19 protein-coding genes and 1 pseudogene are annotated in these 21,428 nt (G+C 54.3%); 8 read left to right on the plus strand and 12 right to left on the minus strand.

What is annotated here, in order from left to right; all coding sequences use genetic code 11:
• Positions 1–16: 16 nt before the first annotated feature.
• From cysG to tsgA, 5 genes are all read right to left on the minus strand, one after another.
• Complete coding sequence (gene cysG / locus AC07NP_RS04835) at positions 17–1,390, minus strand: siroheme synthase CysG (protein WP_494659743.1); 1,374 nt, start codon at positions 1,388–1,390, stop codon at positions 17–19.
• Between the two features lie 11 nt (positions 1,391–1,401).
• Entirely contained in the window at positions 1,402–2,211 is an 810-nt protein-coding gene (gene nirC / locus AC07NP_RS04840; RefSeq protein WP_494659744.1) for a nitrite transporter NirC, read from the minus strand.
• Positions 2,212–2,399: 188 nt separating this feature from the next.
• Positions 2,400–2,726 (minus strand): nitrite reductase small subunit NirD, encoded by a 327-nt coding sequence (gene nirD, locus AC07NP_RS04845; RefSeq protein WP_301700493.1) that lies wholly within the window; start codon positions 2,724–2,726, stop codon positions 2,400–2,402.
• The gene (gene nirB / locus AC07NP_RS04850; RefSeq protein WP_494659745.1) at positions 2,723–5,266 is read right to left on the minus strand and encodes an NADPH-nitrite reductase large subunit; all 2,544 of its coding nucleotides are present in this window, start codon (positions 5,264–5,266) and stop codon (positions 2,723–2,725) included. The genes nirD and nirB overlap by 4 nt, the downstream gene beginning before the upstream one ends.
• 284 nt (positions 5,267–5,550) lie before the next feature.
• Entirely contained in the window at positions 5,551–6,732 is a 1,182-nt protein-coding gene (tsgA, locus tag AC07NP_RS04855) for an MFS transporter TsgA (protein ID WP_203359752.1), read from the minus strand.
• 266 nt (positions 6,733–6,998) lie between these two features.
• Between tsgA and ppiA the strand changes: the two genes are divergently transcribed.
• From ppiA to argD, 5 genes are all read left to right on the plus strand, one after another.
• A complete protein-coding gene (ppiA, locus tag AC07NP_RS04860; RefSeq protein ID WP_162383502.1) occupies positions 6,999–7,571 on the plus strand; it encodes a peptidylprolyl isomerase A in 573 nt (190 codons plus the stop codon).
• A gap of 106 nt (positions 7,572–7,677) precedes the next feature.
• Positions 7,678–7,845: a FicA/YhfG family antitoxin gene (gene ficA, locus AC07NP_RS04865; protein ID WP_494659746.1), complete on the plus strand. Its 168-nt coding sequence runs from the start codon at positions 7,678–7,680 to the stop codon at positions 7,843–7,845.
• Entirely contained in the window at positions 7,835–8,437 is a 603-nt protein-coding gene (locus AC07NP_RS04870) for a putative adenosine monophosphate-protein transferase Fic (RefSeq protein WP_494659747.1), read from the plus strand. Before ficA ends, AC07NP_RS04870 begins: the two co-directional genes overlap by 11 nt.
• A gap of 31 nt (positions 8,438–8,468) precedes the next feature.
• Positions 8,469–9,032, plus strand: coding sequence for an aminodeoxychorismate synthase component 2 (pabA, locus tag AC07NP_RS04875; protein ID WP_494659748.1), 564 nt, complete (start codon positions 8,469–8,471; stop codon positions 9,030–9,032).
• Positions 9,033–9,117: 85 nt separating this feature from the next.
• Positions 9,118–10,338 (plus strand): bifunctional acetylornithine/succinyldiaminopimelate transaminase, encoded by a 1,221-nt coding sequence (gene argD, locus AC07NP_RS04880; protein ID WP_494659749.1) that lies wholly within the window; start codon positions 9,118–9,120, stop codon positions 10,336–10,338.
• On the opposite strand, the gene AC07NP_RS04885 is transcribed toward argD, so the two are convergent.
• Positions 10,328–12,415, minus strand: a complete 2,088-nt coding sequence (locus AC07NP_RS04885) for a YccS/YhfK family putative transporter (RefSeq protein WP_494659775.1) — start codon at positions 12,413–12,415, stop codon at positions 10,328–10,330. The genes argD and AC07NP_RS04885 overlap by 11 nt on opposite strands.
• A 51-nt stretch (positions 12,416–12,466) precedes the next feature.
• Positions 12,467–13,099 carry a cAMP-activated global transcriptional regulator CRP gene (crp, locus tag AC07NP_RS04890; RefSeq protein ID WP_000242758.1) on the minus strand — a complete coding sequence of 211 codons (633 nt, stop codon included), beginning with the start codon at positions 13,097–13,099 and terminating at the stop codon, positions 12,467–12,469.
• A gap of 308 nt (positions 13,100–13,407) precedes the next feature.
• On the opposite strand from crp, the gene AC07NP_RS04895 reads away from it, so the two are divergent.
• A complete protein-coding gene (locus AC07NP_RS04895) occupies positions 13,408–13,812 on the plus strand; it encodes an OsmC family protein (protein WP_192614277.1) in 405 nt (134 codons plus the stop codon).
• Between the two features lie 46 nt (positions 13,813–13,858).
• Here AC07NP_RS04895 and AC07NP_RS04900 read toward each other — a convergent pair whose 3' ends face one another.
• From AC07NP_RS04900 to AC07NP_RS04915, 4 genes and pseudogenes are all read right to left on the minus strand, one after another.
• On the minus strand, positions 13,859–14,728 hold the full coding sequence (locus AC07NP_RS04900; RefSeq protein WP_203359757.1) for a phosphoribulokinase: 870 nt from the start codon (positions 14,726–14,728) through the stop codon (positions 13,859–13,861).
• Positions 14,729–14,781: 53 nt separating this feature from the next.
• Positions 14,782–15,000, minus strand: a complete 219-nt coding sequence (locus AC07NP_RS04905; RefSeq protein WP_203359758.1) for a YheU family protein — start codon at positions 14,998–15,000, stop codon at positions 14,782–14,784.
• Between the two features lie 2 nt (positions 15,001–15,002).
• Positions 15,003–16,065 (minus strand): annotated as a pseudogene (locus tag AC07NP_RS04910) (hydrolase).
• Between the two features lie 35 nt (positions 16,066–16,100).
• Positions 16,101–16,820 carry an NUDIX domain-containing protein gene (locus AC07NP_RS04915; RefSeq protein ID WP_494659750.1) on the minus strand — a complete coding sequence of 240 codons (720 nt, stop codon included), beginning with the start codon at positions 16,818–16,820 and terminating at the stop codon, positions 16,101–16,103.
• A gap of 195 nt (positions 16,821–17,015) precedes the next feature.
• On the opposite strand from AC07NP_RS04915, the gene prs reads away from it, so the two are divergent.
• Together prs and AC07NP_RS04925 are read left to right on the plus strand one after the other, a co-directional pair.
• The gene (gene prs / locus AC07NP_RS04920) at positions 17,016–17,873 is read left to right on the plus strand and encodes a ribose-phosphate diphosphokinase (protein WP_494659751.1); all 858 of its coding nucleotides are present in this window, start codon (positions 17,016–17,018) and stop codon (positions 17,871–17,873) included.
• A gap of 13 nt (positions 17,874–17,886) precedes the next feature.
• Positions 17,887–19,377 carry a nicotinate phosphoribosyltransferase gene (locus tag AC07NP_RS04925; RefSeq protein WP_494659752.1) on the plus strand — a complete coding sequence of 497 codons (1,491 nt, stop codon included), beginning with the start codon at positions 17,887–17,889 and terminating at the stop codon, positions 19,375–19,377.
• A 70-nt stretch (positions 19,378–19,447) separates the two neighbouring features.
• Here the strand turns inward: AC07NP_RS04925 and AC07NP_RS04930 are convergent, their stop codons facing one another.
• Entirely contained in the window at positions 19,448–21,349 is a 1,902-nt protein-coding gene (locus AC07NP_RS04930) for an ABC transporter ATP-binding protein (protein WP_494659753.1), read from the minus strand.
• Positions 21,350–21,428 lie beyond the last annotated feature (79 nt).

The following is a 21,428-nucleotide window of genomic DNA, read 5'->3' on the forward strand; positions in this document are numbered from 1 at the left end:
TCCCGGTTTTTTTACATTAATGGTTCGAGAACCAGTTCAGCTTATCGCGCAGAGCAACCACTCTACCGACAATAATTAACGCCGGGCTCTCAACACGCTGCGCCAGGTCGCCTAACTGCGACAGCTCCCCGTTAACCACGCGTTGTTTCACGGCAGTTCCATTCTCAACCAGCGCAACCGGCATATCAGCCTGCATGCCGAACTCAATCAGTTTTTCCTGGATAGTCGCCGCCTGATTCAGCCCCATGTAGAACACCAGCGTCTGCTTCTCGGCCGCCAGGTTCTCCCAGTCAAGCTCGCCACCGGTTTTCAAATGCCCGGTGACCAGACGGACGCTTTGCGCGTAGTCGCGGTGGGTCAGTGGGATCCCGGAGTACGCTGAACAGCCTGAAGCCGCCGTAATCCCCGGCACCACAGAGAATGGGATCCCTGCGTGGCATAAGGTTTCCAGCTCCTCGCCGCCGCGACCAAAAATAAACGGATCGCCGCCTTTCAGACGCACGACGCGTTTACCCTGCTGGGCTTCACGCAGCAGGATCTGGTTAATCTCTTCCTGCGGTACGCAGTGATATCCCGCCCGTTTGCCCACAAAAACGCGGTCAGCATCGCGGCGGACCAGGTTCATGATGTCGTCGGAAACCAGGCGGTCATACACCACCACATCGGCCTGTTGAATTTGCTGCAATCCTTTCAGGGTGAGCAGACCGGCGTCGCCAGGTCCGGCACCAACCAGCACCACTTCACCACGGTGATCCAGCGGTTCGCTGAGCATTTGTTCCGTGGTTTGTTCAATGGCCTGGCGATCGTCGTTGGCGAGCGACTGCGCCAGACGGTCGTTGACAAAGAGTTTCTCCCAGAAACGACGGCGTTCGCCCATCGTGGCGAATTGTTGTTTCACCCGGGAACGAAGTTGTCCGGCGTACTGCGCAACCTGGCCTAAATGCTGGGGCAACATCGCCTCAAGCTTCTCACGCAGTAAGCGTGCGAGAACCGGCGATGTGCCGCCCGAGGAGACGGCTACCATCAGCGGCGAACGGTCAATAATCGAGGGCATAATAAAGCTGGCGGCTTTCGGCGCATCGACCACATTGCAGAAAATGCGGCGAGTTTCGGCAGCGCGGCTAACGCGTTGATTCACTTCATCGTCATCGGTTGCCGCGATGGCCAGCCAGCAGGGGTCGAGGAGCGCTTCGTCGAACGGCCCCTCCACCAGGGTCAACATGCCTTCATTTGCCCATACGGTAAACTGTGGAATAAACGCCAGTGCGTTGACCGTGAGTCTGGCTCCGGCTTCCAGCAGTAACCGCGCTTTGCGTTCTGCGACATCACCCCCGCCGACGATCAGGCAGTCGCGGTCACGTAGTTGACAAAATATAGGCAAATGATCCACGACATTACCCCTTAATTATTGGCAGCAGCCTCAGTTTGGTTGATTTTTGCCGGAGCCGGACGCTCCGATTTCGGCGTAGCATACCAATAACCCCATCCCATGAACACGACACCGGACAAAGTATTACCTAGTGTTACCCACAACAAATTGTGACCGATCCCGGACAGGGTATAGGCATCACTGTGATGGCCAAACCAGGAGAGGGCAAACAGGGTCATGTTGGCAACGGAGTGCTCATAGCCCGAGGCGATAAACGCCAGCAGACACCACCAGATGGCGATGAACTTCGCGGCGCCTTCGGTACGGATTGCCATCCAGATTGCCAGACAAACCAGCCAGTTACACAGCGCGCCTTTGAAAAAGAGCACGGTGGCCGGGGCGGCCGTTTTGGCGAGGGCAACCGAGTGCACAATGCTGGTATCGACCGGCAGCAGGCTACCGCCGCCCCAGCTATACAGCAGCGCGACGAACACCGACCCCACCAGGTTGCCCAGCCAGGTTTGCGGCAGAATGGCCCACATTTGCCCGTGGCTGATGGTACCTGCTTTGACGCCGAGCGTCAGAAACATGGTGTGGCCCGTGAAGAGTTCAGAACCGGCAATAATCACCAGCGTCAACGCAATACCAAAGGTTGCACCCATTACCAGCGGGCGGATAGAAGGATCGAGCAGATTCCCGAGGGTGAAAATAAGGATAATACCGAGACCGACATAGGCCCCCGCCATTGCAGAGCTAACCCAGAAGCCGATCGGGTTTTTCGCCGACAGGCGTGCGATGCGCGCAGCGTTAGCCGCACACTTGTTAATAGTGTCTGTGAACATGTGTTTGATTACCCTTGAAATATAAATAATAAAAAAAACAATCGTACGTAGGCCGGATAAGGTATTTATGCCGCCATCCGGCAATGTGCTTATGCCATTTGCCTGATGGCGCTACGCTTATCAGGCCTACGAAAAAAGGCCTACCAAATACGTCAAATAAGGGAGGCGTTGCACCTCCCGTTCATGCATTAACCGCGCAGTTGTACGATGCCGTCTTTGACACGGGCTTCGTAGTGCGCCACGGAGTGACTTTCGTCCTCCATGCACAGGCCATCGCGCAGGCGGAAGCGCTGTTTTTTCAGCGGGCTGGCGACCCACAACTCCCCCTGGTGCTCTGCAATCAACCCGCGAGACAACACGCTGGATTCGAAAAAGGGATCGATGTTGCTGATCGCAAACACCTGGTCGCTATGGTAAGGACGGAAAATAGCGACTTGCTCTTCGCCTAACAGCGCACAGACGCCGGTTGCAGGCAGAATGTCATCGATTTTGCAGATGTTTTTCCACTGGCTCATGCGTTCTCCTCCACCAGAGTTACCGGAATGCGTTCGTACGGTGTTGCCGGACGATGCTGCTCACGTTCAGGAACGACCTGCACGTTCGGGTCGCGTTTATCGCTGTTGATAAAGTGTTTGAAGCGGACCTGCGCAGACGGCGTGTTGACGGTTTCTGTCCACTCGCAGATGACGGCTTCGCGCAGACGCGCCATCTCTTCTTCCAGGTGTTCGTTGAGACCCAGTTTGTCGTCGATGATGACGGACTTCAGGTATTCAATACCGCCTTCCAGGCTATCTAACCACGGTGCGGTACGCGTCAGTTTGTCTGCCGTACGGATGTAGAACATCATGAAACGATCGAGATATTTGAGCAGCGTTTCGCGGTCGATATCTGCCGCCAGCAGATCGGCGTGGCGCGGTTTCATCCCGCCGTTGCCGCAGACGTACAGGTTCCAGCCTTTTTCTGTCGCAATAATACCGACATCTTTACCCTGGGCTTCCGCGCACTCACGGGTACAGCCGGAAACGCCGAATTTCATTTTGTGCGGGGTGCGGATGCCTTTGTAGCGGTTTTCCAGTTCAACGCCGAAGCCGACGCTGTCGCCCACGCCGTAACGACACCAGGTGCTGCCGACGCAGGTTTTCGCCATACGTAGTGCTTTCGCGTACGCATGACCGGTTTCGAAGCCCGCGTCAATCAGCTGACGCCAGATCTCCGGCAGGTCGTCTTTCTGTGCGCCAAACAGGCCAATACGCTGAGACCCGGTGATCTTGGTATACAGATTGAATTCACGGGCGATACGGCCAACCGCCACCAGACCTTCCGGGGTAATTTCACCGCCCGCGGAACGTGGGATCACGGAGTAGGTGCCGTCTTTCTGAATGTTGGCCAGGAAGTTGTCGTTGGTATCCTGTAGCGGCGTGTGCTGCGGCTTCAGAATGTATTCATTCCAGCAGGAGGCCAGCAGGGAGCCAACGGTGGGTTTACACACTTCGCAACCGTAGCCTTTACCGTGTTTCGCCAGCAGTTCTTCAAAGGTTTTGATGCCTTCCACCCGGATGAGATGGAACAGCTCCTGGCGAGAGTACGGGAAGTGCTCGCACAGGTTGTTGTTCACTTCAATGCCTTGTTTCGCCAGTTCGGCATTCAGTACCTGAGTCACCAGTGGGATACAACCCCCGCAGCCAGTACCCGCTTTGGTTTCCGCTTTCAGGGCGGCAACGGTGTGGCAACCTTTGTTGATGGCGGCGACCAGCATACCTTTCGTGACGTCGAAGCAGGAGCAGATCTGCGCGCTGTCCGGCAGTTTATCTACGCCGATGGACGGCTTACCGCTGCCCGCGTGAGCTGGCAGGATCAGCGAATCCGGGTTCTCCGGCAGTTCGATGGCGTTCAGCACCAGTTGCAGCAGGTTGCCGTAATCGCTGGTGTCACCGACCAGAACCGCGCCGAGCAGTGTTTTGTTGTCTTTACTCACGATCAGGCGTTTGTAGACTTCTTTGCTTTCATCAAGATAGACATAGCTACGTGCGCCAGGCGTGCGGCCATGCGCATCGCCGATACCGCCTACGTCGACGCCCAGCAGTTTCAGCTTGGCGCTCAGATCCGCGCCTTCAAAGGCGTTTTCATTTTTGAGAATATGGTCAACGGCGACCTGCGCCATTTTGTAGCCTGGTGCGACCAGACCGTATACGCGGTCGTTCCAGCTGGCGCATTCGCCAATCGCGTAGATATCCGGGTCAGAGGTCTGGCAGGTGTCGTTAATCACGATGCCGCCGCGCTGAGCGACGTCCAGACCACACTGGGTAGCCAGCTTGTCACGGGGGCGAATACCGGTGGAGAAGACGATAAAATCCACTTCCAGTTCGCTACCGTCGTCAAAACGCATAGTTTTGCGCGCTTCAGTTCCTTCCTGAACGATCTCTTTGGTGTTTTTGCTGGTGTGCACGCGCACGCCCATGCTTTCAATTTTGCGGCGTAACTGCTCGCCACCCATGTGATCCAGCTGTTCAGCCATCAACATCGGGGCAAATTCGATCACATGCGTTTCGACGCCGAGGTTTTTCAGGGCGCCAGCGGCTTCCAGACCCAGCAGACCACCGCCAACAACGGCCCCACGTTTGCTGCGACGGGCGCAGGACTCAATGGCGTTGAGGTCTTCAATGGTGCGGTAAACAAAGCAATCCTGAGTTTCGGAACCTTTAATCGGCGGGATCCACGGATAGGAACCGGTCGCCATGACGAGCTTATCGTAATAGACCGTACGCCCGGCGCTGGAGTGGATGACCTTCTCCTGGCGGTTAATGGTGATGGCGCGCTCGCCCACCAGAACTTTCACACCGTGCTTTTCATAAAACCCTTCACGCACCAACGACAGCTCTTCAGCCGTGTGGTGGGAGAAGTAAGAAGACAGGTGGACACGGTCGTATGCTTTGCGGGGTTCTTCACAGAAGACGGTAATATCAAACTGGGTCGCGTCAGCTTTATCAAGAAGATCCTCAATAAAGCGGTGGCCGACCATACCATTACCGATAATAGCGAGTCTGACTTTGCTCATTTTTGCCTCGATTTCTTTTCTATTACTGCCTACCTTAACGATTCAGCAACCCCGCTTATTGATGTAAATCAAATTCACCTTTATATACTCCTTTAGAGGTATATTGCTGATTTGTCAGCATTTTTATAAGTCACGGAATTGTCTGGCTTTTCGTGTTTGTACAAATAACATACAAATTGAAGGGTTTTAGGGAGTTAGCAGCTACCACAGGCGATTTTGAGATTTACGCCTTCAGGAGGAGGGGAGAAGAAGCCCCTTTTCAGGACGAAAAGGGGCAGGAGAACTTAGTGGGCTGCCGGGACGTTATGTTGACGATGACGGGTGACGAATCCGAGGATAAAACACATCGCAAAGACGACCGCATACAGACCATTCGCGGTGATCAACGCCGCCTGCGGGCCGCTGTGCGCCACAATTGGCCCCGTAACCACAAAGGTCAACATCGTGCCGATAGTGCCGCAGGTCAGAATAAAGTTAACCAGCTTTGGCGAGGCGACTTTGGTCTGCTGTGAACCGAGTGTGATGATGGTGGTATAAATGGCGCTGGAGAAGAAGCCCAGCGTCAATATAAACCACGGCATATGTTCTGGCGTGCCGGTAATAAACAGGTACATCAGCACGGTTGCCAGACCTGCCAGCACCGTCAGAATGCGCTGCAGGTCAAAGAAACGCAGAATGAAGCTGAATCCCCACATCCCGAACATGTACGACATCCAGAAATCGCTGACCAGCGTACCGGCATCATTCAGGCTCATGCCCAGGCTTTTGGCGTATTCCGGCACCCAGGAGATAAAACACAACTGACCAAGGATATAGCACAGGGCTGCAATGGCCAGGAACAGCACGCCGATGCCCCATTTTTCTTTCGCCACAGGGGTTTCGGTTTGCTGTGCATGTTTACCCAGCGCCGGGAATTCACACCCGAAGGTCAGAATGAAAATGGCCGCATAGACCAGACCGATGCAGGCATAAACCCAGTACCACTCAATGCTGCGTGCCAGCAGGTAGGCGGCGACCATCGGGAAAATCATTCCCGCCATGCTAAAGAAAGAGTCGGTAAACAACAGTCGTGAACCACGTTGACGACCTTCGTACATCTGCGTGATCAGGAACGTACCGATCGACATGGTGATGCCGCTGACCAGCCCCAGAACAAACATGGCGGCAGAAAACAGCGCCAGACTATGGCCGAACATCAGTCCGGCAACCGCCAGTAGCATCAGGATAAATCCAAAACGCAGCTGTGTTTTCAGCGGGACAATTTCCATCAGCCAGGCATTGAGGAAGATAGAGATCAAAATACCGGCATTGAGGAAGGTGAAAGTGTTGCTCATACTGGAAACAGGCAGATGGAAGTAATCTGCAATGTTTCCCATCACCATACCGGTGACAATTACCAACGCCCCTGTCAGGGCGTAGGAGAGAAAGCTAATCCATGTGAGCTTGATACGATTGCTGTTAGTCATGACTGGCCTGTGTATAGAGGTGTAAAGCGCGTTGACAGCGCAATGGGCGGGCAGATTTTAGGCGTTTTAGTGACGCATTTAAATATTTATTAGTAATTGATTCGGCTGTTGCATTTTTTAAAGTGACATTTGTCACAAAAAATTAGGTGGCCTGACATGACAGGGGGATTCGATACGTAAAATTAAGTAAAGGGATGGCCTTGTCATGGAAGGCTCTTTAGAATCAATCCACTTGCTTTTGTTTCTGCTCCCGTTAAGGAAATCTCATGCTCAAATCGACTCTGGCGGCTGTTGCAGCTGTTCTCGCTCTTTCCGCTCTCTCTCCTGCAGCGCTGGCAGCGAAAGGTGATCCACACGTTCTGCTGACAACCTCTGCCGGTAATATTGAGCTGGAGCTGAATAGCCAGAAAGCGCCTGTTTCAGTGCAAAATTTTGTCGATTATGTAAACAGTGGTTTCTACAATAACACCACGTTTCACCGTGTGATCCCCGGCTTTATGGTCCAGGGCGGCGGTTTTAACGAACAAATGCAGCAGAAGAAACCTAACCCGCCAATCAAAAATGAAGCGGATAACGGTTTACGTAACACCCGTGGCACCATTGCGATGGCGCGTACGGCCGACAAAGACAGCGCCACCAGCCAGTTCTTTATCAACATCGCGGACAATGCTTTCCTCGATCACGGCCAGCGTGACTTCGGCTATGCCGTTTTCGGTAAAGTCGTGAAAGGCATGGATGTGGCGGACAAAATCTCTCAGGTCCAGACCCACGACGTGGGCCCTTATCAAAATGTTCCGTCAAAACCGGTTGTTATCCTTTCCGCGAAAGTTCTGCCGTAATCGCATTTTGCGCGGGTTGTTGATACCCGCGCTATTCCCGACCTCTGCGTAACCCGAAATTGCTGCTTATACTTGTGGCAAGTGAAGGCGCATTCAGGGAGGTCACGTGAAAAAGCTCACCGATAAACAAAAATCTCGTCTCTGGAAACATCTGCGAAACGCCAATTTCCAGGCCAGTCGCCGTCTTGAAGGTGTTGAAATCCCCCTGGTTACTCTGACCGCAGAGGAAGCTCTTGTACGTCTTGAGGCGTTGAGGAGGCACTATGAGCGATAAATTCGGTGAAGGACGCGACCCCTATCTTTACGACGGTCTCGATGTCATGCGTAACCGTTTAGGCATCCACCAGGTTCAGCGTCTGGAGCAGGCGGCATATGAACTGACGGCGTTACGCGCCGCGACCATCGAACTGGGGCCGCGGGTCCGTGGTTTACCCTACCTGTGTGCTATTCATCGCCAACTTTATCAGGACATTTTCGACTGGGCGGGAAAGTTACGTGAAGTGGATATCTATCAGGGGGACACGCCTTTTTGCCATTTTGCCTGGATCGAAAAAGAGGGCAATGCCCTGATGCAGGATCTGGAAGAAGAAGGGTATCTGTCCGGATTGCCAAAAGAGAAATTCGTCGTCAGGCTCGCGCATTACTATTGCGAGATCAATATGCTGCATCCGTTTCGTATTGGCAGTGGTCTGGCTCAGCGCATCTTCTTTGAACAACTGGCGATTCATGCTGGTTACACGCTGACCTGGGACGGTATTCAGGTGGATGAATGGAATCAGGCCAACCAGAGTGGCGCCATGGGCGACCTTTCGGCATTGCAGGCAATATTTCGTAAAGTGGTGAGCGAAGCTGAGGAAACTGAGTAGAATAGCGCGGTTCTAACGTACCGGAGCCGCCATGATCCTGCTAATCGACAACTACGATTCTTTCACCTGGAACCTCTACCAGTATTTTTGCGAGCTTGGCGCTGACGTGCTGGTCAAACGGAATGACGAGTTGACGCTGGCACAAATCGACGCACTCAATCCGCAAAAGATCGTGATTTCTCCTGGCCCTTGTACGCCCAACGAGGCCGGAATTTCGCTGGATGTGATTCGCCATTATGCCGGACGGCTGCCCATCCTGGGCGTGTGTCTGGGCCACCAGGCCATGGCGCAGGCGTTTGGCGCGACCATCGTTCGGGCAGCGAAAGTCATTCATGGTAAAACCTCGCCGATAACCCATACCGGTCAGGGGGTTTTCCTGGGGTTGCCGACGCCATTATGTGTGACGCGTTACCATTCTCTGGTGATTGACCCGGCCACGCTACCCGCCTGTTTTGACGTCACCGCCTGGAGTGAAACCCGGGAAATTATGGGCATTCGCCATCGGGAATGGGATCTGGAAGGTGTCCAGTTTCATCCAGAAAGCATTCTCAGCGAGCAGGGGCATCAGCTACTGGCAAATTTCCTCCAGCGCTGATTTGTGGTTGCTATCTAATGATTTTTTATGCATATTTTGTGATTATAATTTCACGTTAATTTCTGCATAACTGGGTGGTCATAAGATGGCAACTGAACAAACTGCAATTACACGCGCGACTTTTGATGAGGTTATTCTGCCGATTTATGCACCGGCGGAGTTTATTCCGGTAAAAGGCAAAGGCAGCCGCGTTTGGGATCAACAAGGAAAGGAATACGTTGATTTTGCTGGCGGGATTGCAGTAACAGCGTTGGGGCATTGTCACCCGGCGCTGGTTGAGGCGCTGAAAACCCAGGGCGAAACGTTGTGGCACACCAGTAACGTCTTCACGAATGAACCGGCGCTACGACTGGGGCGTAAGCTTATCGACGCGACGTTTGCAGAACGCGTGCTGTTCATGAACTCGGGTACAGAAGCGAATGAGACGGCCTTCAAACTGGCGCGTCACTACGCCTGCGTGCGTCACAGTCCGTTCAAAACCAAAATCATCGCCTTCCATAACGCGTTTCACGGTCGCTCACTGTTCACCGTAACGGTTGGCGGCCAGCCGAAGTATTCCGATGGTTTTGGACCGAAACCGGCCGACATCGTCCATGTTCCCTTTAACGATCTCCATGCGGTGAAAGCTGTGATGGATGACCATACCTGCGCGGTGGTGGTGGAGCCCATCCAGGGGGAAGGGGGATTAACGGCGGCAACCCCCGAGTTCCTGAAAGGTCTGCGCGAATTGTGCGACCAGCATCAGGCATTGCTGGTCTTTGATGAGGTGCAGTGCGGTATGGGGCGCACAGGCTCCCTGTTTGCGTATATGTACTATGGCGTGACGCCGGATATTCTGACCAGCGCCAAGGCGCTTGGCGGCGGGTTCCCGGTGAGCGCCATGCTGACCACGCAGGAGATTGCCTCTGCGTTTCACGTCGGTTCCCATGGTTCCACCTACGGTGGTAACCCGCTGGCCTGCGCGGTTGCTGGCGCAGCGTTCGATATTATTAACACGCCAGACGTGCTGGACGGCATTCAGACGAAACGGCAGAAATTTGTTCAGCATTTGCAGAAAATTGACGAGCAGTACGACGTTTTCAGCGACATTCGCGGGATGGGATTGCTGATTGGGGCAGAGTTGAAGCCGCAATATCAGGGACGAGCGCGTGAGTTTCTTTATGCGGGCGCGAATGAAGGCGTGATGGTGCTGAATGCCGGTCCGGATGTGATGCGCTTCGCCCCTTCGCTGGTGGTGGAAGAGGCGGATATCGACGAGGGAATGCAGCGTTTCGCGCAGGCCGTCGCGAAAGTCGTTAGCTCTTAATATCCCGTAACCGACGGCTGAGCCAGATCCCGTGGTGAGGCCGTTGACGCCAGGCGACCGACGAAATGGTGTGCATGGTGTTCAGGTGGCCCAGTATGCGCTGCAGGTGTTGTTCCAGGGTACTTAATGGCCCATGGGAGAGCGTCTCTGGCGCTTCCAGAATATTCACATCGCCAGAACTGCCCGGTCCGTCATACTCCAGACGCTGCTGGCAGCGCTGGAGCGCAATTTCGCACGATTCCAGATAGCGTTGCGCAAGGTCTGGCGTCAGCATCGTATGTTCCCGCGCCAGTGTGGTCATTGCATTGATGTGCTCGACAATAAACTGGCTGTGCGTTACCCACAGTTTCATATCTGCCAGATAGTGCGCGTTAAATCCGGGTTCCTGCATGGACTGATTCAGCGAGTTGTACAGCGTGTTGTGCGCCTGATTGACACGCATACGCTGATACGCGAGCGGCGTTGCCTGTGGATTGCTGCTGAGGATCAGGCGGATGGCTTCCTGGTCAGCTTCCAGCGCGTCGTGGGCGTTTTTGCGCAACAGACCGCTCTGCCACTGCGGCCAGAGCCAGACCGTTCCGCCAAACGCGATCAGGCAGCCAATCACCGTATCAATAAACCGCGGCACAATGTACTGCTCGCCATTTAACGTCAGCAATTGCAGGGTATACACCGCAGTGACCGTAAACCCAACCGTTGCCCAGCCGTAGTTTTTACGAATGATCAGATAACTCACCAGCGTAATGACCAGCATGCCCGCCAGCGTGAAGCCTTCAGGGATGTGGAAGTGTAGCGTCACACCCGCAATCACCAGTCCAACCAGCGTGCCCGCCGAACGGTGTAGTATGCGAACCCGCGTCGCGCCGTAGCCGTTTTGCGTTACAAACAGCACCGTCATCAGGATCCAGTACGGTTTCGGCAGATGTAACGCGCTGCCCATCAGGCTGGCGATACTCAGCATTACGCTGATGCGCCCGGCATTTCGCAAAGCGGGCGATTTGAAGGACAGATAGTTTTTTAGGGCCGGGATCAGCGGGAGTCGGCGTTGTTTATCCGCCATCAGGTCGCGGGCATAGAGTGGGCGTTGGGTCCGCAATACACGGGCAATGCGGCTAAAGTGCCAGTAACAGAACTGACCCACCGGGTTATCGGGATGCTGGTTGGCGATTTTCTCCAGCGCGCCAATCTGCTTTTCCATGCTAAAGCGAGTCGGCAGGCGGTGATACAGAATGTCATCCGCCAGGATGCGCAAGCGCGCAGCGACCGTTTGCGCGTTCCAGCGAATCACCTGCTCCGCATGGCTGCGTTCGACCAGCTTTTGCACCTCTTCTGGCTGATGCAGACTGACGGAGATATGTTCCTGTAAGTCCAGCGCTTCCTGGAAGGCCCGCAGCAGGCGTTTATATTCATTATTGTGATGTGCCGACAGCATGTGCATTTGCTGGTAACACTGGGTGATGAGATCCACCGCCTTCTGTTGGCGTACCAACAAGGGCGGCAGCGCTTTTTCAGGATCGGCATGCTGGGTGAGCAGACTGTATTTGGCTTCGCAGTAGTCGGCCAGCTCGCGGTACAACAAACTGAGTGACTCGCGTAGCGGTTGTTCACGCCAGAGCCAGAACCAAAACCAGTTAAAAAGCCCGTACCACAGGGTGCCCAGGGCATAGATCAGCAACGGCTCCCAGACGGGCATGTTACCGGCCAGGCTTAGCGTGAAAATAGCGGCGATAAGCGAGGCAGGCAGGAGTCGGGCATGCAAGGCGCTGAGTTCCGCCGTCACGCCAAGAATCAGCGTTAAACCCGTCAGAATCAGCGGTAGCGGTATTGCTTGCGCGAGCAGTAGCTGCATGGCCAGGCTGCATCCGGCAAACAGCGATGCGCCAATGACTAAGCGTTTGAAAAAGCGTTTGTGGGGAGTATCAAGCCCGGCAATGTTGCAGCAGGCGGGAACGAGAGAAAAGAGCAATCCCAGATGCAACTGGCCAATGATAAGGCCGATCGCCACAGGCAAACACAGCACCAGCGTTTGCCGCAGTGCGTAGTTGATTTCAGGGTGATAAATCAGTCTTCGCCACATCGGTGCCAACAAAAATGGCGCATTACAGGGTAATACGCCATTTCGACGGGGTTAACGAGTGCCGTAGACGACGATGGTCTTACCGTGCGCGGAGATCAGGTTCTGATCTTCCAGCATTTTCAGAATACGACCAACGGTTTCGCGAGAACAGCCAACGATCTGACCGATCTCCTGACGGGTGATTTTGATTTGCATGCCGTCCGGGTGAGTCATCGCATCGGGTTGCTTCGCCAGGTTCAGCAGAGTCTGAGCGATACGACCAGTTACGTCGAGGAAGGCAAGGTTGCCGACTTTTTCGGACGTAACTTGCAGGCGACGAGCCATCTGGGAAGACAGGCGCATCAGAATATCCGGGTTCACCTGGATCAGTTGGCGAAATTTTTTGTAGGAGATTTCAGCGACTTCACAGGCCGTTTTTGCACGTACCCATGCACTGCGTTCCTGGCCTTCTTCAAACAGGCCTAATTCGCCAATGAAATCGCCCTGATTCAGATAAGAAAGGATCATCTCTTTCCCTTCTTCGTCTTTAATCAGCACTGCCACTGAGCCTTTAACGATGTAGTACAACGTTTCTGCTTTTTCACCCTGGTGAATCAGCGTGCTCTTCGACGGGTACTTATGAATGTGGCAATGAGACAAGAACCATTCGAGAGTCGGGTCTGTTTGCGGTTTGCCAAGCACCATGCGCGGTTATCCTCTGTTATAAGCTGTCTCCAGAGCCAGAAAACGACGCTGTCTCTGGGGTTGCCAAAATATGCTTCCCGCTGCCAGGGAAGGGGGCTGCTAAAAATGTACTGCAGCCTGTAATGTGATGTCCTCTGCATACATGCAGTACGTCAATGTATTACTGTAGCATCCTGACTGTTTTAGCATAGCTTTCGCCGTGTGTCTCCTGGTGTCTCGCTTCAGCATGATGCAGGTCGCCTTCCATTGCGAGATTTGTTATGTCCGCGTAATCTGTCAGGAAAATTGAAACATTGGAGTTACGAAATATGCAAGCGCGTGTGAAATGGGTCGAAGGGCTAACCTTCCTGGGAGAGTCTGCTTCCGGCCACCAAATTTTGATGGATGGTAACTCCGGTGATAAAGCGCCGAGTCCGATGGAAATGGTGTTAATGGCCGCGGGTGGCTGCAGTGCGATTGATGTGGTGTCTATTCTGCAAAAGGGACGCCAGGATGTGACCAACTGCGAAGTGAAGCTCACTTCCGAGCGTCGTGAAGAGGCGCCGCGCCTGTTCACGCATATCAATCTGCATTTCATTGTGACTGGCAATGACCTGAAAGACGCCGCCGTTTCGCGCGCTGTTGATCTTTCTGCAGAAAAATATTGTTCTGTTGCGTTGATGCTGGAAAAAGCGGTGAATATCACGCACTCATACGAAGTGATTGCCGCGTGATCTCAGGTTGCCGGAGGGCGTGACGCTTATCCGGCAACGCTGCGCATTATTCGATTTTTTTGCCTTCCATCAGTCGCTGAACCAGCGGCAGCATAATCAACTCCATCGCCAGTCCCATTTTGCCGCCCGGCACGACTAATGTATTGATGTGGGAAATGAATGAACCCTGAAGCATCGCCAGCAACCAGGGAAAATCGATCCCTTCCAGATTACGAAAATGAATAACGACAAAGCTCTCGTCTAATGACGGGATGCCTTTTGCCGCAAAGGGATTCGAGGTGTCTACCGTGGGTACACGCTGGAAGTTAATATGCGTACGGGAGAACTGCGGGGTGATGTAGTTGATGTAATCATCCATTGAGCGAACCACCGAATCCATCACCGCCTCGCGGGAGTGTCCGCGCTCGCTGGTGTCGCGGATCAGTTTTTGTATCCACTCCAGGTTCACGATCGGTACTACGCCAACCAGTAAATCCACATGGCGCGCCACGTTATGGTGCGGCGTCACTACGCCGCCGTGCAGCCCTTCATAGAACAGGACGTCGGTCGGTTCAGGCAAGGGTTGCCACGGCGTGAAGGTTCCCGGCACCTGATTCCACGGTACTGCTTCATCGTAGGTATGCAGATATTTCCGCGACTGGCCTTTGCCCACTTGTCCGTACTCGCTGAACGTTTGTTCCAGCAGGCCAAAATCATTGGCTTCGGGGCCGAAATAACTGATATGCCGCCCGGCGTCCCGCGCTTTGCGGATCGCCATGTCCATTTCCGGGCGGGTATAGCGGTGAAAACTGTCGCCTTCCACCTCGGCGGCACGCAGATTTAACTGTGAAAAAATTTTACGGAACGCGAGGCTGGTGGTGGTGGTCCCCGCGCCGCTGGACCCTGTTACCGCAATCACTGGATGTTTGGCAGACATAACAACTCCATGAATAAACACTCGTTTTAGTATAGTCGGCCCTCAGCGGGGGATTACTCGTGCAACTGCTTTTTGGGCATAATATTGACCGTTTCGTGGAGTTCGGACCACACCAGAACGGCCTCGCCACACTGTAGCTGACGTTTGACGTCGGCGACTTTTTGCGCAAGCGAACGTTCATGTTCACCATAATCGGTGCCTTCGCGCAATACAAAGCTTTCAATCAGGTTATCCAGCGTTTCAGGGGACAACTCCTGCCAGGGGATCATCATGATTATGCTTCCAGATACGTGGTGAGCCAGTCAGGGATACGCGATTCAAGCCACATTTCAGGGCGGCGCAGCGTCCCGCCGATAAAGCCGACATGCCCGCCATGCTCGGTTAATTGATACTCTACCTGCGGCGGCAGATTCTCGGGGTTCGGGATCACATGACTGTCCATAAACGGATCGTCTTTCGCGTGAATAATCAGCGTGGGTTTGGCGATCTGATTGAGCAACGGCATGGCGCTACATTGACGATAATAGTCTATCGCATCAGCAAAACCGTGAATTTTAGCAGTAATAAGATCATCAAAATCACGGATACGCCGTACCGCTTTTAACTGCGCCAGATTGACAGGGAGCGTGCCGGGATAGGCCGCCAGTTTGCGTGACGCGTTGGCTTTGAGCAGATTGAGCAGGTAGCGCTGGTAAACGCGCGAAAACCCTTTTTCCATGTGATAGCTGCAGGCTTCAAGCACGAAAGGTGCGGAGACAATCACTGCCGCATCGACAGGAATCCCCCGACCTTCTTTCGCCAGCAGGCAGGCCAGCATATTGCCGCCGAGCGAATAGCCAACCGCAGCGGTGGGAACACGACCAAACTCGCGTTGTAACCACTGTAAAAACCAGGTGCCGTCTTCCGTTTCCCCGGAGTGATAAATGCGATTCAGGCGATTGGGTTCGCCGCTGCAACCGCGAAAGTGCATCACGACACCCAGCCATCCACGCTTTTGCGCGGCCTCTATGAGTCCGTGGGCATACGGGCTGTTCAGACTACCTTCAAGACCATGAAACACCACCAGACGCGGTTTGTGTTTCGCCTGATGCGGATCTTCACTCCATGCCAGATCGACAAAATCGCCGTCGGGTAATTCCAGGCGTTGCCAGTGTGGGCTGAACTGCACTTTACGGCGGATCAGTCGTGGGAGCATCGTTTGTAGATGGCGATTGCTGATGCCGCGCATCGGGCGGAACTCATACGAATCAGCGTCGGTCGGGGTCATTTCTGTGGGGGTGATTTCAACCATAGCACCAGAGCAATTAATCATCGGGAAGAATAACTATACCGCGCACACGGCTGGCAGGTTAGCCAATATGTGATTTTACGCTTAGTCAGTCAGGAGGTTACGTGAGAAAAGATGGATGTCCACCCCGGGTTTACGCCGCCAGAGACGGGCTTTACGCGTGCCTGTTGCCGCACTTTCCCCTGTCTCTTCAAACATGCCCGACGCCTCAAAACGGCGAATCAGACTTTTACGCTGAATGGCCTGACCCAGAATGATTTCGGTCGCCTCCTGCAACTGACCCTGGGTAAACGACGCCGGCAGACAGTAGACGGGCAGTAACGAGTACATCGTTTTTTGCCGTAGGCGATGCAGCGCTGAGGCAATGATTTTCTCGTGGTCGAACGCCAGAGGATATTCGGCAAGCTTGTCGAGCGGTACCCAGCGAGCGTCGCTAACACTGGCGATATGCGGCGCGCAATCGGCCCAGGCGATCAGCGCGAACCAGGTGACGGTCAGGCTCCAGCCGCGCGGGTCGCGGTCGGGTCCGGAGACGGTATCCAGTTGCTCCAGCCATGAAGGGGAAACCCCTGTTTTTTCTGTCAGCTTACGTAACGCCGTCGCGCGGGTGGAATCATCGCGTGCCATATCAATAAAACCGCCAGGCAATCCCCAGCGCCCTTTCTGCGGCTGCTTTGCCCGTTCGACCAGCAGGACACACAGCGTTTGTTCATGCAGGGTGAACAACACGCTATCCACTGTGACCAGGGGAGAAGGAAAGCGGCTGGCATCGTACTGGTTCAGATAGTCGGCTTCGGTTGTCATAAGGCACTCACGGTGATGTGGAACGTTCACAAGTGTACCAGCACGACATCAGGCGGCAAGGCGCGTTTTTTTCCATTACTTATCAGCTGATTAACTTCTCTGCGAAAAATTAATCAATTTTGCGCTTGCTTAATATGTGTCTTAGGGACATTATTAATTGTGTCGAAGGGACATAATTAAGGGGCGGGATGAGATATGAGCGAAAAATTGACATTAACGCTGGATGAGCAGGTCTACGCCATTGCCAGCGGTGTTTTTCCGGATGGCGCTGTCTGGCTGAAGGTGACGGAGACGTTACCGCCCTCCGCTCGTCTGATGCGCATTCGCGCAGCGGCGATGCGTGATATGAACGATTTCATGCTGCTGGCGCAACTGGTTGAGGCGGTACGTCATCAGACGGATGTGTTGGTGAGTCATCTTGAACTTCCCTGGCTGCCGTGGGCGCGTCAGGACCGCCATATGGTTACCGGTGACAGCTTTGCACTGAAAGTCTTTGCCCGTCAGCTCAACACGCTGAAGTTCGACAAGGTGAAAGTGCTCGACCCGCATAGCGACGCTGCAGCGGCGGCGATAGATAACATGATCGCTGTGCCACAGGAAGCCTGCCTGATGCAAAGCGCGACTCTGCGCCGTCAGTTTCAACAACATGCGCTGATGCTGGTGGCGCCGGACGCCGGGTCACTGAAGAAAATCGATGCTGTGGCCAGAGTCGCAGGGGCAGCGGAGTACGCCATCCTGAGTAAAAAACGCGATGTGGCGAGCGGCAATCTGACCGGCTTTTCGCTGGTGGCGGGGGACGTGAAGGACCGGGATGTGCTGATTGTCGACGACCTGTGCGACGCAGGCGGCACCTTCATTGGTTCGGCGCAGGTATTACGTGATGCCGGAGCGCGCAGTGTCAGTCTGTACGTGACGCATGGCATCTTCTCGAAAGGTGTGGAACACCTGTTTGCCAATGGCATTGATGCCCTCTACACGACCACCTCGTTGGCTGCACCGACGCTGGCGCATCCGCAGTTTGAACTTATCGACATTGACGCGATTTACCGCTGAGGGAGACAACATAATGAAAATGAATCCAATTCTGGCTATCGACGGCTATAAAGTCTCCCACCGCGTGCAGTATCCGCAGGGAACCACCCGGGTGTATTCCAACTTCACACCGCGCAGCGATCGCTATTTTCAGTCGCCGCTGCCGGACGGCAAGCTGGTGTTCTTTGGTCTGCAGGGCTTTTTACAGTGGTTCCTGGTCGATCTGTTTAACGAGGCCTTCTTTGTCCGTCCGGAAGACGAGGTGGTCAACGAATATAAGCAGGTGATGGACAGTTATCTCGGTCGCGATGCCGTCGCGGTCGATCATATTCGCGCGCTGCATCAGTTGGGCTACTTGCCGTTGCATATTAAGGCGCTGGATGAAGGCACTAAAGTGCCAATGGCGGTACCGGTTCTCACCATTATCAACACCAAACCCGAGTTTTTCTGGTTGGTGAATTACCTGGAAACCGTACTGTCGGCGGAACTCTGGAAAGCCTCAACGAACGCCACCATTGCTCACCATTACCGCAAAATTTGTGAGAGTTGGGCACAGAAAACCTGTAGCGACCTGACGCACCTCGACTTTCAATGCCATGATTTTTCGTTTCGCGGCATGGCCGGTCTTCAGGACACCATGCAGGCGGGCAGTGGACATCTGTTGAGTTTTAAAGGCACGGATAGCATTCCGTCGCTGTTGTATGCCCGTGATTACTACACCGACGGCGACGCGTATTTTATCGGCGCCAGTATTCCGGCGACCGAACACAGTGTGATGTGCATGGGCGAGCGTGAACATGAGATTGAAACGTTCCGTCGGTTGATTGTCGATCTTTACCCGCAGGGTTTTGTGTCGATAGTGTCTGATACCTGGGACTACTGGCAGGTGCTGACGGAGTATACCCGTGAACTCAAAAATACCATTCTGGCGCGGGAAGGGCGGGTGGTCTTTCGCCCCGACAGCGGTGATCCGGTGGAGATCCTTTGCGGCACCGGAATGGACGAGAATGATCGCGCTGACCGCAGCCCACAAGAGAAAGGATCGGTGGAAGTGCTGTGGGAGATTTTCGGCGGCACAATCAATGAGAAAGGTTATAAGGTGCTCGACCCGCACGTCGGGTTGATTTATGGCGACTCCATCACCCTTGAACGGGCGAATGAGATCCTGCGGCGGCTGGAGGCGAAAGGGTTTGCCAGTTCAAATGTGGTCTTCGGAGTCGGTTCTTTCACCTATCAGTACAACACGCGCGACACCTTTGGTTTTGCGATGAAAGCGACCTGGGGAGAGGTCTACGGCAACGGCCGTACGATCTTTAAAGCGCCGAAAACCGATAATGGACTGAAACGCTCTGCCCGCGGTTTGCTGCGCGTTGCGCGTGATGAGCAGGGCGAATTACGTCTGCACGATGAACAAAGCTGGGTTCAGGAGCAGGAGGGTGAACTGAAGACGCGTTTCCTCGATGGGGCACTGTTCAACCGCGAACATTTTGAACAAATCCGCCAGCGGCTGGCGACGCAACGCTGATTCACCTCACCCGGTTTTCAGGTAGCAGACCGGATGGCGACGCTTCAACGTCGCTATCCGGCAATCACGGCTACTCGGCCAGCATCTGTTCGAGCTGTTCCTGTATTTCAAGCCAGGCCATTTCACACTCTTCCAGCCCTGATTTGGCGCTGGCTTGCTGTTGCAGACAGGCTGTCAGCTCGGCTTTTCTGCTCTGATCGTACAATTCGCTGTCGCCCAGTTTTTCTTCCGCCTGCGCCAGTTGCGCGTTCAGTTTCTCCATCTCTTTTTCCAGTCGCGCAATTTCTTTACGCAGTGGCTGAGTTTGCGTGCGTAGCTCCGCTTCACGGCGTTTCTGATCTTTACGCGCTTGCGCGCTATTGGCGTTGTCTTTCGGCGCGTCATCAGGCTGACTTTCCTGCTTCTGCACGTCGCTCAGCCATTGTTGATAATCTTCCAGATCGCCATCGAACGGCTCGACTTTACGGTCATGAACCAGATAGAGATCGTCAGTGGTTGAGCGCAGCAGGTGACGGTCGTGCGAAACGACAACCAGGGCCCCTTCAAAGTCGATCAAGGCTTCGGTCAGTGCCTGACGCATATCCAGATCCAGGTGGTTGGTCGGTTCATCGAGCAGCAGCAGGTTCGGACGCTGCCAGACGATCAGCGCCAGCACCAGACGGGCCTTTTCACCGCCGGAGAAACGCTGGGTTTCTTCGGTGACTTTATCGCCCTGGAAACCAAAGCCGCCGAGATAATCCCGCAGCTTCTGTTCCAGTTCCTGTGGCGCCATTCGTGTCAGATGCTGCAACGGTGATTCGTCTGCGCGCAGGAACTCCAGCTGATGCTGAGCGAAATACCCCAGTTTGATGCCTTTTGCCAGACCGATCTCCCCGCTGACAGGGTCGAGTTCGCCCGCCAGCAATTTGATCAGCGTCGATTTCCCTGCGCCGTTGCGTCCTAACAGTCCGATACGTGAGCCGGGAACCAGATTGAGTTTGATGGAGTCGAGAATAACGCGCTCGCCATATCCGGCGCTCACTTTCTCCATTTTCAACAGCGGGTTGGGCAGGCTTTCTGGCGCCCGGAAGCTGAAGTGGAACGGGTTGTCGACGTGTGCCGGAGCGATAAGCTCCATGCGTTCCAGCATCTTGATGCGGCTCTGTGCTTGTTTCGCTTTGGTCGCTTTGGCGCGGAAACGGTCGATATAGCTTTGCAAGTGCGCGACACGCTCCTGCTGGCTTTCGTACATCGATTGTTGCTGCGCCAGGCGTGTGGCTCGCTGAATTTCAAACGCGCTGTAGTTGCCGGTGTACTCGAACATCGTTTGTTGTTCGATATGAATAATTTTATCGACCACCGGATCGAGGAAGTCGCGGTCGTGGGAGATAAGGATCAGTGTCCCCTGATAGCTCTTCAGCCATTTCTCCAGCCAGATGACGGCGTCCAGATCAAGGTGGTTGGTGGGTTCATCGAGCAGCAGCAAATCTGAGCGGCAGATCAGCGCCTGGGCCAGGTTAAGACGCATGCGCCAGCCGCCGGAGAAGTCGCTGACCGGGCGCTCAAGTTGCTCATTGGAGAAACCGAGACCGTGGAGCAGACTGGCGGCGCGGGACCGTACGGTCCAGGCGTCGATGGCGTCCAGTTTGCCATGCACGGTGGCAATCGCGTGTCCGTCGTTACGTTCGTTGGCGTCGTTCAACTGCGCTTCCAACTGGCGATACTCACGGTCGCCGTCAATAACGTATTCCAGCGCAGGCTGCGGAAGCGCAGGCGTTTCCTGATTCACCCACGCCAGTTGCCAGTTGCCGGGGAAGGAATAATTGCCGCCATCGGCGCTGATTTCATTTTTTAGCAATGCCAGCAGGGTAGATTTTCCGCAGCCATTTTTACCCACCAGACCGACTTTCTGACCAGGATTGATGGTCGCTGTAGCATTGTCCAGCAAGACGCGTACGCCGCGGCGAATTTGTAACGAGGAGAAAACAATCATAAGGCGCCGTATGTTCAGACTATGTTAATTTATCATTATGATAATGTAGTGTGTGTGGGCGTACTGCCGCACTGGAGCG

Source organism: Citrobacter sp. GW821-FHT07H02 (assembly GCF_059418505.1).